15 protein-coding genes are annotated in these 16,860 nt (G+C 63.0%); 10 read left to right on the top strand and 5 right to left on the bottom strand.

Annotation, left to right across the window (positions count from 1 at the left end):
• The first annotated feature begins 47 nt into the window (after positions 1-47).
• A complete protein-coding gene (moeB, locus tag OKA04_RS18960) occupies positions 48-1,160 on the top strand; it encodes a molybdopterin-synthase adenylyltransferase MoeB (RefSeq protein ID WP_264502779.1) in 1,113 nt (370 codons plus the stop codon).
• Here the strand turns inward: moeB and OKA04_RS18955 are convergent.
• Entirely contained in the window at positions 1,138-2,358 is a 1,221-nt protein-coding gene (locus tag OKA04_RS18955; protein ID WP_264502778.1) for an FtsW/RodA/SpoVE family cell cycle protein, read from the bottom strand. The genes moeB and OKA04_RS18955 overlap by 23 nt on opposite strands.
• Positions 2,359-2,454: 96 nt before the next feature.
• On the opposite strand from OKA04_RS18955, the gene OKA04_RS18950 reads away from it, so the two are divergent.
• The 4 genes from OKA04_RS18950 (at position 2,455) to OKA04_RS18935 (ending at position 5,163) form a co-directional block, all read left to right on the top strand.
• Positions 2,455-2,955: a hypothetical protein gene (locus OKA04_RS18950; protein WP_264502777.1), complete on the top strand. Its 501-nt coding sequence runs from the start codon at positions 2,455-2,457 to the stop codon at positions 2,953-2,955.
• A gap of 97 nt (positions 2,956-3,052) precedes the next feature.
• Positions 3,053-3,304: a 30S ribosomal protein S16 gene (gene rpsP / locus OKA04_RS18945; RefSeq protein ID WP_264502776.1), complete on the top strand. Its 252-nt coding sequence runs from the start codon at positions 3,053-3,055 to the stop codon at positions 3,302-3,304.
• 89 nt (positions 3,305-3,393) lie between these two features.
• Complete coding sequence (prfA, locus tag OKA04_RS18940) at positions 3,394-4,470, top strand: peptide chain release factor 1 (RefSeq protein ID WP_264502775.1); 1,077 nt, start codon at positions 3,394-3,396, stop codon at positions 4,468-4,470.
• A gap of 75 nt (positions 4,471-4,545) precedes the next feature.
• A complete protein-coding gene (locus OKA04_RS18935; RefSeq protein WP_264502774.1) occupies positions 4,546-5,163 on the top strand; it encodes a hypothetical protein in 618 nt (205 codons plus the stop codon).
• A gap of 56 nt (positions 5,164-5,219) precedes the next feature.
• On the opposite strand, the gene OKA04_RS18930 is transcribed toward OKA04_RS18935, so the two are convergent.
• Entirely contained in the window at positions 5,220-5,681 is a 462-nt protein-coding gene (locus OKA04_RS18930) for a YbjQ family protein (RefSeq protein ID WP_264502773.1), read from the bottom strand.
• A gap of 176 nt (positions 5,682-5,857) precedes the next feature.
• Between OKA04_RS18930 and OKA04_RS18925 the strand changes: the two genes are divergently transcribed.
• Complete coding sequence (locus tag OKA04_RS18925; protein WP_264502772.1) at positions 5,858-6,517, top strand: thioredoxin domain-containing protein; 660 nt, start codon at positions 5,858-5,860, stop codon at positions 6,515-6,517.
• A 131-nt stretch (positions 6,518-6,648) separates the two neighbouring features.
• Positions 6,649-7,203, top strand: coding sequence for a DUF1579 domain-containing protein (locus OKA04_RS18920; protein WP_264502771.1), 555 nt, complete (start codon positions 6,649-6,651; stop codon positions 7,201-7,203).
• 78 nt (positions 7,204-7,281) lie between these two features.
• Here the strand turns inward: OKA04_RS18920 and OKA04_RS18915 are convergent, their stop codons facing one another.
• Together OKA04_RS18915 and OKA04_RS18910 are read right to left on the bottom strand one after the other, a co-directional pair.
• Entirely contained in the window at positions 7,282-7,929 is a 648-nt protein-coding gene (locus OKA04_RS18915; RefSeq protein WP_264502770.1) for a type II secretion system protein, read from the bottom strand.
• Between the two features lie 147 nt (positions 7,930-8,076).
• Entirely contained in the window at positions 8,077-8,796 is a 720-nt protein-coding gene (locus tag OKA04_RS18910; RefSeq protein WP_264502769.1) for a hypothetical protein, read from the bottom strand.
• 145 nt (positions 8,797-8,941) lie between these two features.
• Between OKA04_RS18910 and OKA04_RS18905 the strand changes: the two genes are divergently transcribed.
• The 3 genes from OKA04_RS18905 to OKA04_RS18895 are packed head-to-tail and all read left to right on the top strand — an operon-like array spanning position 8,942 to position 13,351.
• Positions 8,942-9,838 (top strand): dienelactone hydrolase family protein, encoded by an 897-nt coding sequence (locus tag OKA04_RS18905; protein ID WP_264502768.1) that lies wholly within the window; start codon positions 8,942-8,944, stop codon positions 9,836-9,838.
• Between the two features lie 57 nt (positions 9,839-9,895).
• Positions 9,896-11,197, top strand: a complete 1,302-nt coding sequence (gene hemL, locus OKA04_RS18900; protein ID WP_264502767.1) for a glutamate-1-semialdehyde 2,1-aminomutase — start codon at positions 9,896-9,898, stop codon at positions 11,195-11,197.
• A gap of 3 nt (positions 11,198-11,200) precedes the next feature.
• Positions 11,201-13,351: a WD40 repeat domain-containing protein gene (locus OKA04_RS18895; protein WP_264502766.1), complete on the top strand. Its 2,151-nt coding sequence runs from the start codon at positions 11,201-11,203 to the stop codon at positions 13,349-13,351.
• Positions 13,352-13,475: 124 nt separating this feature from the next.
• Here the strand turns inward: OKA04_RS18895 and OKA04_RS18890 are convergent, their stop codons facing one another.
• Positions 13,476-16,850, bottom strand: a complete 3,375-nt coding sequence (locus tag OKA04_RS18890; protein WP_264502765.1) for a thrombospondin type 3 repeat-containing protein — start codon at positions 16,848-16,850, stop codon at positions 13,476-13,478.
• Positions 16,851-16,860 lie beyond the last annotated feature (10 nt).

Below are 16,860 nucleotides of genomic sequence, written 5' to 3'. Positions count from 1 at the left end.
GGCCCGGCCATTGCCAGCGGCCCGCCGGTCGCTACCTTCCCCCCGCGATGCCCGACCTGACTCCGGAAGAACGCCAGCGCTATGCCCGCCATCTTTCGATCCCGAATGTAGGCGAGGAGGGCCAGCTCAGGCTGAAGGGTGCCTCGGTCCTCATGATCGGCACGGGGGGGCTCGGTTCACCGGCGGCTCTCTACCTCGCTGCGGCGGGGGTCGGGCGGATCGGCCTGATCGATCCGGACACCGTGGACCGCTCGAATCTCCAGCGGCAGATCCTTCACGGCGAGTCGTGGGTCGGAAAGCCGAAGCTGGAGAGCGCGGCGGACCGCCTGCGCGAGATCAATCCGCACGTGGAGCTGGAGCTCCACTCCGTCCGCTTCACCCCGGAGAATGCGATGGACCTCGTCTCCCGCTACGACGTGGTGCTGGACGGCTGCGACAATTTCCCGACGCGCTTCCTGTCGAATGACGCATGCTTTTTCCTGAAGAAGCCGTGCGTCTATGGCTCGATCTTCCGCTTTGAGGGCCAGGTGACGGTCTTCGCCCCGCACCTCGGCGGACCGTGCTACCGCTGCATGCTGCCGACGATGCCTGCCCCCGGGGCCGCGCCATCGTGCGAGGAGGCGGGCGTGCTGGGCGTGCTGCCCGGGGTGATCGGCTCGCTGCAGGCGATGGAGGCGATCAAGCTGATGCTGGGCATCGGCGAGCCGCCGCTGGGCAAGTTGACTTGCTACGATGCACTGAATACCAGCTTCCGCGCGCTGCGCCTGCGCCGCGATCCCTCCTGCCGCCTGTGCGGCGACAGCCCCTCCGTTTTCTCCGTCAAGAACGACGAAACCACCGCCTCAGACTCCTGCACCATCCCCGGCATGCTCACCATCACCGTCCAAGACCTCGCCGCCCGCCTCGCCGCGGGTGAAACGCCCTACATCATCGACGTCCGCCAGCCGGAGGAAGAGGCGGAAGGCACCATCCCCGGCGCCATCCTCATCCCGCTGGCCACTCTGCCGGAGCGGATCGGCGAGCTCCCGGCGGACAGGGAAATCCTCGTCCACTGCCGCTCGGGTGGTCGCTCGGCGCGCGCCGTGACTTTTCTCACTGAAGCCGGATTCCCCCATGCCGTGAACGTGGAAGGCGGGATCAACGCGTGGAAATCGATTTGAGCGCAGCCGCTGCTTCCTCCTCCTCTGCCCGGATGCGGTCCACGTCGCGGTGGATCCAGACGCTCTGCACCAGACCCAGCATGGTCATGCAGATCACGGCGAAGGTGCCGGAGTAGCTCACCAGCGGCAGCGGAATACCGGTGATCGGCATGAGCTGCACGCACATGCCGATCCCCTCGAAGATGTGGGCGAAGAAGACGGCCACCACACCGCCGACGATGATCCGTCCCATGGGGTCCCTCGCATATGCCCCCACGAAGAGGCACAGGACCAGTAGCAACGCGTAGGCGGTAAGGAGCAACAGGCTCCCGCGGAAGCCCTGCTCCTCCGCGATCACCGGGAAGATGTAGTCATTGTGCGCCGTTTCCCACGGCACGAATTTCTTGTCGTGAAGCGAACCCTCGGTAGCGGTGGCATTCCACCCCACGCCTGACCAGCCGGATTTCCCGATGGCCACGGCGATATTGTGCGGTGCCCAGGCATCGCCGGTGATGTCCACGGGCTTGTTCTGGGCAATATCGAGGAAGAGCTGGATGCGCTTCGTCCCCGTCTCCGAGACGCTCGGCAGCACCACGAAATACGCGATGGGAATGACAGCCGCCGCCAGCAGCGCCATGCAGCTCAGGTAGCGGAAGGGTATCCCGGCCACCAGCAGGCACACCGCGGCGAAGGGTATCCACACGAGCGCCGAGCCCATGTCGCCCATGCCGACCACCAGCAGGAAGGGAATGCCGGTCAGCAGGCCGATGAGGCCCACCTTCACGATCGGCTCCTCGAGTATCCAGCCGACCTTCGGGATGCGTTTTCCCAGCCGCGGCAGGTCCTGCAGCAGCCAGGCCAGCAGGATAATGCCCGCCATCAGGGCCAGTGGCGCGGGCTGGAATTTCAGGAGACCGGCATCCACCTGGTGCACCTCGCTGCGGTCCTTGCCAAACAAGGCAGCGCAGAGGCCGAGCGCCCCACCATACAGGGGAATGGCCAGCCACTTGATCCATTTGTAATCGATCAGGGCGGCAGCGAAGTAGGCTACGGAGCCGATCACGATCCAGTTCCGCTGGAGATTGGCGTAGTGCTCCCCGCCTTGGGGCAAGTGGCGGGCGGCGCTTTCGATCGTGAAAACGCCGAATACGAGCAGCCCGTACATCGTGAGGATGAGCGGCCAGTTCAAGCCGAGCAGTTTGCGGAGCAGCGGCGTCATCGCGTGGGCCTGCGACCATACCGGTCAGGCCACGGGTGACAAGAGGAGTCCCGCGCAGACTTGCGAATCCCGCATTTCGCCGTGATGCTGCGCCCCATGCGCCGACTCCTCCTGCCCTTGGTTCTCTTCCTCGTTCTCGCCGGTGGCTTCGGCTGGTGGTGGTATCAGCCCGAGCGTGTGCTCGCCCGACGCATCACCTCGTTCATCGAATCGGCAGCCGTCGAGGAGACCACCAGCGAAATCGCCCGCACCACCCGCGGCAGCTCCATCGAGGGCTATCTCGCGCCAAATGTGACCATCCACGGCACGGACGAGACGAATAAATACGTGGAAGGCCCACAGTCCCGGGACAGCCTGGTGGCCAGCTACACCGCCGCCGCCCGCGGCAGCCGCCGGATTTCCTTTGAGGCACCGGTGATCGAGGAGCTGACCCTCAATGGGGACGTTGCCAAAGCCAAGGTGAGCGTGGACACCATCATCGAGCTCCAGAATGGCGAGCGCCCGGTCGATGGCATGCTCCGGCTGGACATGGAGTGGAAGAAGATCGAGAAGAAGTGGGTGCTCTCCTCGGTTTCCGCAAAAGAGACGGCTCGATGAATTTACCCGAGATTCTACTTGGCAAGCCGCTGTGAGTCATGCAGCTTCCCCGCCCCTGCCACCCGGCAGGTGACCTTTCAGAACGAATTTCACGCACATGGCCGTCGCACTCCGCCTCAACCGCCAGGGAACCAAGGACCGTCCCTACTACAAGATCGTTGCTGTCGACAGCCGCAAGCGCCGCGATGGCCGTTACATCGAGCAAGTCGGCACCTACGACCCGCTCAAGGAAGGTGTGAACTACACGCTCGACCTCGAGAAGGCCGACAAGTGGATCGGCGTCGGTGCCCAGGTCTCCGAGACCGTGAACAGCATCGTGCGCAAGGCCCGCACCGCGGCGAAGGCTTAGTCCTTTCCCGTCATTGCTTTTTCAAAGCCGCAGCTCCACGGAGTTGCGGCTTTTTCGTGCCCTGATTCTCCCCACCCTGCTCTCCAGCCATGGACTACTCCGCCCTCATCCACCAGCGCCGCCGCCGTCTCGGCGAGATCGACGACATGATGGCGGACGGAGCTTTCTTCAGCGACCCGAAGAAAGCCGGCGAGATCGTCCGAGAGCACCGCAAGATCAAGCAGACGCTGGATCTGTGGGAGCGGCTGGGGACGGCGAAGCGCCAGCTTGAGGAAAACGACGAGCTTTCCCGCGGCGACGACGCGGAGATGGCCGAGATGGCCCGTGAGGAAATCCCTGGCCTGCAGGCGGAAATCGCGCAGCTTTCCGAGGACATCCAGTATGCCTTGCTTCCCGCCGATCCGAATGAGGACCGCGACGCGATCGTGGAAATCCGCGCCGGAGCCGGAGGTGACGAGGCATCGCTTTTCGCCGCCGAACTGCTGCGCCTCTACCAGCGCTACTCGGAGACCCGCGGGTGGAAGACCGAGCACCTCTCCAGCAGTCCGTCCGAAGTCGGAGGCTTCAAGGAAGTCTTCCTCCGCGTGACCGGCGATGAGGTTTTCCGCATCCTGAAGTACGAGTCCGGCGTCCATCGCGTGCAGCGCGTGCCCGCCACGGAAACGCAGGGCCGCATCCACACCTCCACCGTGACCGTGGCCGTGATGCCTGAGGCGGAGGAAGTGGACGTGGAGCTGAAGCCGGACGACCTCCGCATCGAGGTCTGCCGCGCGGGTGGTGCCGGTGGCCAGCACGTGAACCGGACCGAGTCCGCCGTGCAGGTCTTCCACCTGCCCACCGGCCTCTACGTCCGCTGCGAGGACGGTCGTTCGCAGGGGCAGAACAAGGAGCGCGCGCTCCAGATCATGCGGACGCGGCTCTACGAAATGAAGCTGCGCGAGGAGCAGGAGAAACACAGCGCCCACCGCCGCGCCCAGATCGGCTCCGGCGACCGCTCGGAAAAGATCCGCACCTACAATTTCCCGCAGAGCCGGGTGACCGACCACCGGATCAGCCACACCTCGCACAACCTGACCGGCATCATGGCCGGCGACCTCAGCGAATTCACTGCCGAGCTGCAAAAGGCGGAAATGGCCGAGCGGATGACCGAGGCCGGGATCCGCTGACGGAGGCGAAATCCCTTCGACGCTACCAAGCGTTGGAACTTGGCACTTCCCGCCGGGAACTTCACCCTCCCCGGCATGTCGAAATACGCCGGTGAGCAAGTCCTCGTGGTCCCCCGCCCTCTCTTTGATGCCATCGGCACCTTCCATGGCATCCGCACGCACGGGCTGGAGGAGGCGCTGGAAAAGCTGCTCGACCCGGAGAATCACCTTTTCATGGATCGTGCCGAGGCCGAGGAGGACCCGACGCACAAGCAGCTCATCCCGTATTGCCTGATCCGCTGCGGCACCTCGATCCTGAACTACACCCGCGGAAAGTCCGGCGGCGAGGATCGCCTGCACTCGAAGCTCTCCGTGGGCGTGGGCGGCCACATCAACCCGGTGGACACCGGCGGCGGCCGCACCGGTCGCGACGCCTACTTCGCCGCCGTCGAGCGCGAGCTGAATGAAGAACTCATCTTCGAGACCGCCCACACCAACCGCATCGCCGCGCTCATCAATGACGACAGCAACGACGTGGGCCGCGTCCACCTCGGCATCGTCCACGTGATCGACCTCGACAGCACCCGCGTCGCCGCTCGCGAGGACGCGCTATCGAATCTTTGCTTCAGCGAACTCGCCGAACTCCAAGGCCCGCTGCTCCCGAATCTCGAAAGCTGGTCGAAATTCGTGATCGAGAACGTGGGGAACTTGTAAGGCAGCGATTTCAAGACCCGGCAGCTATCTAAGGCCTGCCGGATCGAGAATACCGATCACATTTTCTCAGCCGTCGGCTCAGGCTTCAAGGTGACGGCGGTTCCGGAGACGCAGATCATGAGCATCGTCTGGGCGACGGTCTCGTAGTCCACGTCGATGCCGATCACGGCGTCTGCGCCGAGGGATTCCGCCTCGCGCATGAGTTCCCGGAATGCGATGTCCCTGCCCTCCTTCAGCTTGTTCTCATAGGTGCCGGATCTGGCTCCGACGAGATCCTGAAGACCGGCCAGCAGGTCCCGGAAGACGCTTGTCCCGAGGACCATTTCCCCGAAGACCACGCCTAGGGACGATGCGACCTCACGGCCGGGAATCCCCACGGTCGTCGAGCAGTGGATGATCTTGCCGTTCTTCGCGGCAGCCGCTTGCCCGGCTTGGTAAATCCCGCCGCTCCCGCATTTCCAGCACTTCGGGTGGAGATCGTCATTCAGCGCCCCGCACTCCTTGCATCGCCAACTCATGTCATGCTGTGAACATGTGAGGGCTCGGCATTCAACAACATTTCGCATTGGCCAGACTCGACCGGCAGGTTTTCACGCCCCTGAAAGAAATCGCCGGATTTTTCGAGATTTCACGAAGAAATCATCATCGATTCACGTAACACGCCGTTGTTTTCAAACATATCATTCTGCACGACATGAAGACAAAAGCATTCCTCCTCTTCACGCTTCTCGCCGGTGCCGCCTTCGCGGCGGAAGCCCCTCGCGGTTCATTCACCGGTGCCGACTATGAGGCGGCCCGGGCGAAATCGAAGGAAACCGGCAAGCCGATTGCCGTGGTCGTCACCGACACCGAGTCCACCTGCCCGATGTGCCAGTCCGGGAATGAGGCGATCTTCAAGCAGATGCGCTCGGACTACATCCTCGTGATCGAGGACGAGGCCCGGAAGGACAAGCTGCCCGGAAACATCAAGCAGGCCACCTACGAGACCTACAAGACCAAGGGCAACGTCATCCCGATCGTGACCGTCTTCTCCTCGGAAGCCGACAACAAGATCCTCGGCGGCATGTGCTACAAGCAGATCGGCGAGGACAGCCGGAAGGCCTTCAAGAACCTCGACGCCGAGGTCGAAAAGGCCGCCGCCAGTGTCCCGGCCAAGGCAGCCGAAACCAAAGACGCGGACAAATCCAGCGGCATGCGCGAGTGGACGAATGCCGAGGGCAAGAAGATCAAGGCCGAGCTGGTCTCCTCCACCGACACGAAGGCGACCTTCAAGCTGGAGAACGGGAAGACCGTGGAATACGCGCTCGACAAGCTCTCCAAGGAAAGCCGCGAGGAGATCGAGGACGCCCGCTGATCCTCCCTCTCGCGTCACTTCATATCATCCAGCCCGGACGGCCCGCTGCGGTTGCCGGGCCTTTTCGTCGCTTGCCCTGTCCTTTTGGCGGGAGTCCATTCGTTGTCCTGGTGAACCAATCGATATCTACCATGAAACTCACGACCTTGATTGCATCCGCACTCCTTCTCCTGCCCATCTCCGTCCGTGCCCAGGAGGCACCGCCGGAAATGCCGAAGCCGGTGAAGCAGCACGAATGGCTGGCCCAACTCGCAGGCGAGTGGGAGTCCTCCATGAAATGCGTGATCGAGCCCGGCAAGCCGCCCATGGAAGGAAAGAGCACCGAGAAGGCCCGCCTGCTGGGCGGCTTCTGGATCGTCTCGGAGGGCCAGGGCGAGATGATGGGCTCAATCTTCTCCAGCGTCCTCACCATCGGCTACGACCCGGCGAAGGAAAAATTCGTCGGCACCTGGGTCGATTCCATGACCAGCACCATGTGGCAATACACCGGCACGCTGGACGAGGCGACCAATACCCTGACTCTGGAAAGCCGTGGCCCGTGCCCGATGCAGGGCGGTAAGATCTGCAACTTCAAGGAAGTCATCGTGGTGAAGGACAAGGACACCAAAACCTTCACCAGCCACATCCAGGGCGAGGATGGCGAGTGGACCGAGATCATGAGCGCGTCCTCCAAGCGGAAGAAGTGATCACCTGCGGGCAACAAAAAGCCGGAGTCGGTACGAGACCGGCTCCGGCAGATTGATTGGATGGGATCGGTGGGGCGATTACTTGCCCTGCGCCTCGCGCTCTTCCTCCGTCATGAACCAGACGGACTGGCCCTTGAAGTCATTCTCGATGGTGAGCTGGATGGCGGAGCCATCCAACATCAGGCCGGCGGCCTTGCCATCGTAGCGCTCCGGGTCAGGCAGGCTGCTCTCGTCGAGCAGGGCGTTCGGATTGCGGGCCGGCCCGTCGGCCAGCACCAAGGCGCGGGCAGCGTCCTTGAAGTTCGCCAGGCGCTTCGGACCGTCGTCACCCTCGGAGGACTCGGAGCGACCCATCACGCGGGCATTCCAGCCGTAGGAGAGGTTCGGATTCGACGGATTGTTGTCGAATTGCTTGTGCGCATCGCTGCGGAAGATGTCCAGCTCGGTGGGGTTGCGCGGGTCCTTGATCAGCGCGCCCCACCAGTAGAGGTCCTGCGACTGGTCCTTCCAGACCGGCAGGATGCCGGCATTGTCCTGCGCGTAGGCTTGGACACGCACGCCGAGGTCGCGGACGCGGGTCATGGAGGCGGACAGGTTGCCCTTTGCCATGGCGTTTCTGGTCAGGCCGAAGACCAGAGCGGCCAGCGAAATGACGATCACGACGCAGACCATCAGCTCCACCAGGGTGAAGCCTGCTGCCCTTTTTCCGAATGTTGGTTTTTTCATGTGAATGGGATCTTCGGGAGAAATCTAGCCGACAGGGGCGCGAGGCGCGACTTGCCGCCCCTGAAAGGCAACACGTCCGGCCCCGGATTCAACCCGAAATCCGGCATTCCCGCGAATATCCGCAGAAATCCACCCTCACGGTCCCGCTCACCACGCAAAGACGAGCGGCGGCACGACGATCTTCACCGGTGCCCGGCGGCGCTGCTCGCTCTCTTCGAGGGAACTCACCACGCCGTTTTCGAATTCCACGACGGTCTTTTCCTTCTCCTCCTGCGTCACATGGGAGAGCTGGCGGTAGGTCTGCCCGGTGTAGGGGTCGCGCGAGTAGGTGAAGTGCTGGACTTGCTCGAAATCAATGTATTCCCACTTCCCGGTCTGGCCCTTTTCGGTGCGCTTCACGGAGGTCTTCGTGGGCTTGCCACGGGATTGTGTGACCTCTTCCGGTGTCATGCCGATGGCGAGCTCCTTTTCCTCGATGAGTGCCTGCACCTCCACCTGGCGAGCGTGGAGCTTCTTGAGATTCTCGACGAAATTCGGGTCCTTCGAGGAGAAGGCGTGCGGGCCCACCCAACCGGAAATTCCGTTCTTTTCCCCCTGACCGCGCACCTTGTAGGCCTTTTCGGTCATGGCCTCGAGGATCACGGTCTGATCCGAGCGGAGGATGCCCAGCTTGCTCTTGCCGTTTTTGTCGGAAAAGACGGTGGCCTCCTTGATCACCTTCAGCTCCACCGGGTCCTTGGCCAGCGAGGTGAGGTGGACCACGTCCGGATCGCGGTCGATGAGGGATTTCCGCTCCACTCGTTTCACTTGGGCCGAGACGGGAAGGAGCAGCGACAACAGAAGCGTGGAAACCAGGGCGGCTTTCATGGGATCAAGATAGCGTGTCTGAGGCGGAAAGGAAATTCCGCGTTTTCTCCGACGCAGAATGCCATGCGGGTATTCACGAAATATTTCACCCGCCACGGACAGAGATCGCTCGCAACTTCCCGCGAACGTGGTCCCTTCCATCGGAATGGACCGAAAAACCGCGAAGGACTTCCCGCAGGAGCTGCTGAATCTCTACGACGAATACGTGCACGGGCAGGTCGGTCGGCGGGGATTCCTGGAGCGAGCCTCGCAATTCGCGGTCGGCGGGCTGACCGCTGCTGGTCTGCTAGCCGCCCTGAGCCCGCAGTATGCGCTCGCCGCCCAGGTCGAGAAGGACGACGAACGGATCACCGTTTCCTACGAGACCTATGACTCGCCCCAGGGCGGCGGGAAAATGCGCGGCTACTACGCCCGCCCGGCGAAGGTGGAGGGAAAGCTGCCCTTCATCCTCGTGGTGCATGAAAATCGCGGGCTGAATCCCTACATCGAGGACGTCACCCGGCGGCTCGCGGTGGCCGGATTCGCCGCCTTCGCCCCGGATGCCCTCACCCCGCTGGGCGGCTATCCCGGGAATGACGACGAGGGCCGGAACCTCCAGGCCCAGCGCGACAAGGGCCAGATGGAGCAGGATTTCATCGCCGCTACCAAGTGGATGGCCGCGCACCCCGCCTGCGACGGGAAGATCGGGGTGGTCGGCTTCTGCTTCGGCGGCGGCATGGCAAACACGCTGGCAGTGAAGCTGCCGGATCTGGTGAAAGCCGCGGTGCCCTTCTACGGCGGCCAGCCTCCCGCCGAGGACGCCACGAAGATCAAGGGTGCCCTGCTCCTGCAATTCGCCGAGCACGACGAGCGAGTAAATGCTGGATGGCCCGCCTGGGAAGAGGCGCTGAAGAAGGCGGGCGTGAAATACGAGGCCCACATCTACCCCGGCGTGAACCACGGCTTCCACAACGACACCACACCGCGCTACGACGAGGCCGCCGCGAAGCTGGCGTGGGAACGGACGGTGGAGTTTTTCAAAAAGCAGCTCACCGGCGGCTGAACCTGGGAGCGCCATCGAATCCTTGGCGAACCCGGCTTCCCCGTTCACCCTCCCCCCGTGACCGGTCCGCTTTCCCAGAAACTTTTCGCCGCCGCCAAGGAGAAGATCCCGGGCGGTGTGAATTCCCCCGTCCGCGCCTTCCGCAATGTCGGCGGCGAGCCCTTCTTCGTCCGCCGCGCCAAGGGCAGCCGGATCGAGGACGTGGATGGCAAGACCTACATCGACTACATCGGCTCCTGGGGCCCGAATATCCTCGGCCACGCCCCGGCCGTGATCACGAACACGATTCACGAGGTCGCCAAGGACGGCATCTCCTTCGGCATCCCGAATCCCTACGAGGTGGAGATGGCCCGCACCATCACCGACTGGGTGCCCTCCGTGGAGAAGGTCCGCATGTGCTCCTCCGGCACCGAGGCCACAATGTCCGCCATCCGCCTCGCACGCGGCTTCACGAAGCGGGACTACATCGTGAAATTCGACGGCTGTTACCACGGCCACAGCGATTCGCTGCTCGTGGCAGCCGGTTCCGGTGCGCTGACCCACGGCGAGCCTGACTCGGCGGGCGTGCCGAAGTCCTTCGCCGAAAAGACCATCGTGCTGCCCTACAATGACGTGGAGGCTTTGGAGAAGCTTTTCGCGGAGCAGGGTGAGCAAATCGCCGCCATCATCGTGGAGTCGTATCCCGCGAATGCCGGCCTCGTTTTCCCGCGGCCCGGATACCTCGACCTTCTCTCCTCAATCACGAAGAAGCATGGCGCGCTGCTCATCTTCGACGAGGTGATGACCGGCTTCCGCCTCGGCAAGGCGGGCGTGCAGGGCATCGAGAATCTCACGCCGGACCTGAGCTGCTTCGGCAAGGTGATCGGCGGCGGCTTGCCCGTGGGTGCCTTCGGCGGCCGTGCCGATGTCATGGACATGCTCGCGCCCATCGGCCCGGTCTATCAGGCAGGCACGCTTTCCGGGAATCCGCTCGCCATGGCCGCCGGCCTCGCGCAGCTCAAGCAGCTCGCGGGAACGGGCGGCGAAGGTGCACCGAATGGCTTCACTCGCCTGGAACAACTCGGCGCGCACTTCGAGAGCGGCCTGCGCTCCCTGCTCGATGGTAAGGGACTGCCCTACCGGTTCAATCGAACCGGCTCGATGTTCTGTCTCTACTTCACCGACCGCGAGATCGTGAACGTGGACGACGTGATAAAGCAGGACCTGGAGCTGTTTAAGAAGTTCTTCTGGGGCTGCCTCGACAAGGGCATCTACCTCGCCCCCAGCCCCTACGAAACCGGCTTCCTCAGCCTCGCCCACACCGAGGCAGATCTGGACGACACGCTCACGGTCTTCGACGAGGTGCTCTCTACTATCTAAGCCATGCACAAGTTCTGGATCGTTGCCTCAATCATCATGTTCTCGCCGGTGCAAGAGCTCGCGGCGAACGACATCGTCATCCAAGAAACCCGGCTGGGCCTGACCAATGCTGTGGCCCTGTCGGACGACGGGCGCTTCGCGGCCACGCAGCAGTTCTTAGGTGAACTGGCAGTGTGGGACACGGCATCAGGGGCCTTGCTCGAAACCTTGGAAGGTCAACCCAGCCACATTTTGATGGATCTGGCATTCAGTTCCGACAATCGCTACGTGAGCTACTGGTGCGCTAGTGGAGTCGTGGTTTGGGACTGGCTGAACCGACGTGTCATCTGGTCCTCCAGTGAATCTTCGCGGCTTTCCGCCGTAGCCGTCGATTCTACCCGGCGCAAGATCTTCCTCGGCGAGGGGGACACGCTTTGGCAGCGATCACTTGAGGATGGAAAAGAGCTGTCCAAAGTTCAACTGGGTGAGGCGGAAATCGGCACGATTTCCCTGACCGACTCCGGCAAGCTGACGATCGTGTGCAGGAAGACAGGGTTGATCCTTTTCGATCCGGAGAGCAACGAGGTCACCCAACGCATTGATCTGAATTATCCCAGGAAGCCCATCATGGGTCCTGAGAGTATTACAAGGAATCCGGAACTAGCGCGGCACACTGTTGTCAATGGCTTTGCCTCCGGCAAATCGGATCGAAGCGGGACGCGATTCCTCACGATATTTGAAAGCCGTGATCAGCCTTGGCTGCGGACCTTTTCCACAGACGGACGCCAGACCTTCGAGGTTCACCCGTCATCAGTGGAACGCATCTCGACGTCATGGTTCGGAGACTCGGGGAAATTACTGTCGATCAAAACGGACAAGGGCAGCGGCCGGAAGACAGTGGAGGCTATCGATCCGTCGAAGCCTTCCGAGACTAAAGCGCTCTCGATCTCCTTTCCCCGCGGCGTTACCATCACCAAACTTGATACGGATCGATCCGGGCGTCTCATTGCCGCGGCTACCGATAAAGGTTGGTTTTGCTACGAGGGGAACCCGGAGAATGCGGACTCATGGAAACTTCGCGAATTCCCGGATGTTCCCCTGAGTCGCGCGCTTTCAAGCATTCATCCGGACGGGAAGACGGCGCTGTATGGCTCCAAGTCCGGTGCCATCCACGGGATTACCATGGAGCACGGCTTGCAAGGAAAAGTGCAGGGCGAACTGCAAGCTGAGGTCACGGAGGTGATCGCGTTTCCGGATGGCGGGATGATGGCGAGCACGAAGAACGACGGTTTTTTTCTCAGGGCTGGCCAACGTCCTGCGAGGGCAGTGGACGAGAGTTTCGAAGTCTTTTGGAAGTGCGGCGACTTCATCGTGCGAAACGCTCCGGGTGCAAGGTCCGGGAACATGCAAATGGAAGTAATTCGTTCAGACGGTGAGATTCTTGATTCCTTCACCGACGAAGAGGAACTCCCTACGTTTCATCCGGTGAAGCCACTCATCATGCACTTCGACGCCGGCTATGAGAAATCGCGTTACCGGATCTCCGAGATCACGCCAGAAGGAAAGTGCCGGGTCTTGCACGACTCGGAGCGCCTATCGGAAGACGCCCTCTGGGCAGTTGCGGAAGACGCCGACACCTTCCTGATGATTTCCCACCCGGCATCGCTTCATCGCGTCGATGCTCGCTCCGGCAAGAGCACCAAGCTGAGGGACGGACTACCGAGAGATATTAATAGTATCTATCTCGTGCCTTCCGGAAAGTCGCTGCTAGCCCTCTGCAATGACTTTAAGAATCCGGTATTGATCCCCTTGGATCCCGAAAAACCTTGCATCGAACTCCCGAGAACGGTCGCGGATTTCGGAAAGTCCACGGCCAGATGGAAGGGCTTCACGCCAAATGGTCGCGGCGTCTGGATAGATTCCGGATTGGGTATATTGGACGACTATGAGAGCTACGCAGGACTCTGGGACACGGAGTCCGGAAAGCTCGTCGCAAGGCTCCGAGTTCACGAAGACGGGGCGGCCGTCGTTCTGCTCAGCGATGGGCGCTGCGATTTCAACGCAGCGGCAGCCGGTCTGGTGAAGCGGCGAAAGGCCGGCGAGACTACTTTATCGCCGGTCGAGCCTTCGCCGGAGATCTTCGAAGTTCTTGCACCCTATTTGAAGGCACCCTGAATAGCTGACGGACCGACTCCGATTTCAAAATCTACCGTCGGCATGGGCGACGAGCGATTCCCTCGCGCCAACCATAAATCCAACACGGGGCTGTTTGCCCCCATGTGGAACCGCCCCCACCCCGTCACTTCAGCGCGATGCGCACGCGGTAGAAGGTGGCCGGGGCGGTGGCGGCGGAAGCGGGGACGGTGGCGCGGTAGAGATCGCCACCTAGCGAGCTGATCGTGGCGCTGTTCACCTTCGCGAAGCTCCCGGCACCGAGCGTGGTGCTGGCTTCCACGATGAAGTCGAAGCGATCCGCGTAGCTCGCGGGGAAGGCGAACTGGAGCTCGAAGCTCCCACCTGCCGATGGCGCGAAATCCACCGACACCGGCAGCAGCGAGACCGCTTCTCCTGCCGGGATGTCACCGCCGCGCGGATCGAGCCCGTCGAGGAAATACTGGAGCAGGCTGTAGCCAGGTTGTGGCTCGCTGAAGGCGTCTTGACCGGTCGAGCCAAAGAAGAAGCGCTCCCATTCATCGTCCAAAAGATTGCCATCATCATCGCGATCGCTCGAGGCGGGCAGCAAGGCGACGGCGACCCGGGTGACCACGAGGGTCGGTCGGCCATTGAAAGGCGGCGAATCGGTATAGCCCGTCACCGCGAAACGGGAGCCGGGGCGCAATCCCATCCCCTGCTCCAGCGCGAAGCGATCCCCGCTCGCGTCCAGCAGCATCACTTGCACGCCGTCGCTGACACGCGGATAGATCGCGCGTCCCTGTGAGGTCACTGGAATCTCCACGGTCCAGGTCTGCACCGGACGATAGATCGAAGATGTGGCGGCCAGCGCGGTATTGAAAGCCGTGCGGGCAGAGGTGATCACGGCAGGAGTCGCAGCCCCAGCATAGCCGTTGGGTGCATCGCCCCCGCGGAGGATGATCCGCAGCGCATCGAAGGGCGGCATCATGCCCGGAGACGCTGCTACACCGGTGACGTGGCGTTGATAAATCGCATCCGCCAGCGGGGTCATCGCGGCCTTCGCTCCCGTGGCAACGGTCAGCGCCGCGGGCATGGAGAATCCCGCGGCATCCAGCAATGCCCTATCCGCTGCACCCAGATAGATCCGCGTGCTGTCCGACGCGCGACCGGGGAAGAAAGAGAACTCCGAGACCTGCGGGGCAGGCAGTTCGGCCGGTCGCGCCGTGGCGAGTCCGGCATGCACCAGCGACTCCACGAGCACAGCGACGGCACTGTCCTCCGGGTCCAGCGTGGTCCTCGCGGGGATGCGCCGGTAGGTCGTGGCCGCAGCCTGGGCAGCCGCCACCCATCCTGCCGTATCTGCCGAGAGGTCGGTGCCGGAGGGCGTGAAGACAGGCGAGAATTTCGGCGGCAGCACGGGCTGCATCACCCGCAGGATCTCACGACCGTTCCGTGTGGAATTCGTCAGGTCGAAGTAGAGCGGGGAATCCAACACGATCAGCTCGTCGGTCGGCAGGTTCGAGTCCGCGCGCAGCCGTGCCCCGCGAACACCACCATCCGGGAGCGCCGGGGCGATGGCCTGCATCAGTCCCTGCGCGACGAGGCTGCCATCCTGACGGCGGACATTCATCTGCTCGCCCGTGGCCATTTCCGTGCCCGCGGCATTGCGCGGGACCGCCACGAGATCGATGCCACTGGCCGCGCCGATGTCGGCGGGATTGGCAGGAAAGCTCGCCGCGGAACCCGGGTCCGTATTGGCGAGAAGTTCCGCCAGATCCGACACACCGTCGCCATCGCTGTCGGCACCCGCGAAGGGATCGAGCGCGAGACCGATCTCCACGTAGTCCGGCACGCCATCGCCATCCGAGTCCTGGCTGGCGAGCGCCGCCGCGGGCAGGTCGTAGTCGCGAGTGACGATCGCGCCGCTCGCACCGGTCGCCACGTCACGCAGACGGAATTGCAGGCCGATGTCATAGCCCACGCCGAGCGGACCATTCCAGCTCATCCACGATCCGGAAGGCATGCGCCGCCACAGCAGATCATAGCGCTCCGCATCATACAGTGCGGTCACCTGAAATGCCTGCTCATAGCTGCCGGTGGCTGGTTCCACGACGAGCGAAGGCGTATAGAGCGCCGCGATGGAATTCCCCACCGCAGAAATGCTGAGCCCCGCTTCCACCTGATTCGTCACCACGTAATTCGTGCCGGAGGGAGCATACACCGTCTCGCTCACCGCACTGCCGAGACCGCCGGTGCTGGAGACGAAGCTCTCCTTCATCACCGACGCGGGCACGGCTGAGAATGCACCGGAGCGCCTCGTCCAATGCGGGGCATTCTGGATGCCCAGCAACCGCGCGGACTCATCCGCCTGTGGATTCGCCGAATAGAAAAGCAGCGTCGCGAAATTCGCCGCGCCCGAAGGAAGCGCTGGCAAATCGCCGGTGTCCGTTACGGTCCACGCCGAGCCATTCCACTGCGATGTCTCGAAGGCCGTCGAAGGACCGCCTGCCGTGGCTCCGCTCAGGCGCACCACACCGATGCCTGGCAGCGGCAACAGCCCGGTAACAAAGCCGCCCGCAGGCGCGGGAAAGGTGACGCCGGTGGTGACCAGCGCATTCGCCGCCGCATTCACGCGGAACCACTCGGCCTTCGACCCGTCCGCCGCGATGGCGAGGATGCCGTCGGTGATGTTTCCCGTGCCGCCCTGCAATACGGGCAGGACCGACGAAACGAGATAAGGCAGGGTGATCGTCGCATTCGTGAAGGTGGATGCGGTGGTGACCGGCGTGGTCACCCGCAGCAGGTGCGCGGTGGCATTGCCCTGACGATAGCCCATCACGATGGTCTCGCCGGATGAGGTGATCACATTGCTCACCGGATACGCGGTCCCGGAAAGAGTGATGCGCGTCGAGCGAACCACACTGGCACCGCTGCGCTGCAGGATGCCAAAGCCGGTATTCGCCCCGCTCGCCGCGGCGTAGAGACCGACGGTGCGGCCATTCGACGAATCACGGAGCGGCTCAAGGCGATGGATGGGGACATTCGTCGAGCCGCTGCCGAGCGAAACGGGCGTCGTCGCAAGCACATTGAATACCTCCTGCCGTGCGCCATTCGCCCCGCCATTGTGGATCGTGGACAGCGCCCACTCCATGCCGCTGCCTCCGTCGATCTCGCCGACGCCGGACGGACCGATGCCGGTGTGCGAGGTGAAGGTGCGGGCCACCGGTATCGGCTGGCCGGGCAGCACCAGCGCGACGCGGTTCGTATCCGGAGACGCCAGCGACAGCACGCCTGTGCCGCCATAGATGGCCCACGCGGTATCCGCTACATTCGAGATGCCTGTGCTGACCGGAGGCGAAAAGCTCGTCTGGCCATCGCTCCCCGTGGAGCCGAGGCGCACGGTGCCGGTGGCGGAATCGACGAGGGCGAAATCCTTTGGCGAGGATGGACTCGGCACGAACCACTCCGCCGCGAGGCGTGAGACGGGCTCGGCACGGAGGAGCGCGGGGGCCAGCAGGGCAAGGGTGATGGATGCTTTCATGGCGACCGTC

Source organism: Luteolibacter flavescens, from assembly GCF_025950085.1.
In the GTDB taxonomy this organism is placed as follows: Bacteria; Verrucomicrobiota; Verrucomicrobiia; order Verrucomicrobiales; family Akkermansiaceae; genus Haloferula; species Haloferula flavescens.
The sequence above is the reverse complement of the archived record's forward strand: the minus strand, read 5'-3'. Positions and strand labels throughout refer to the sequence as shown.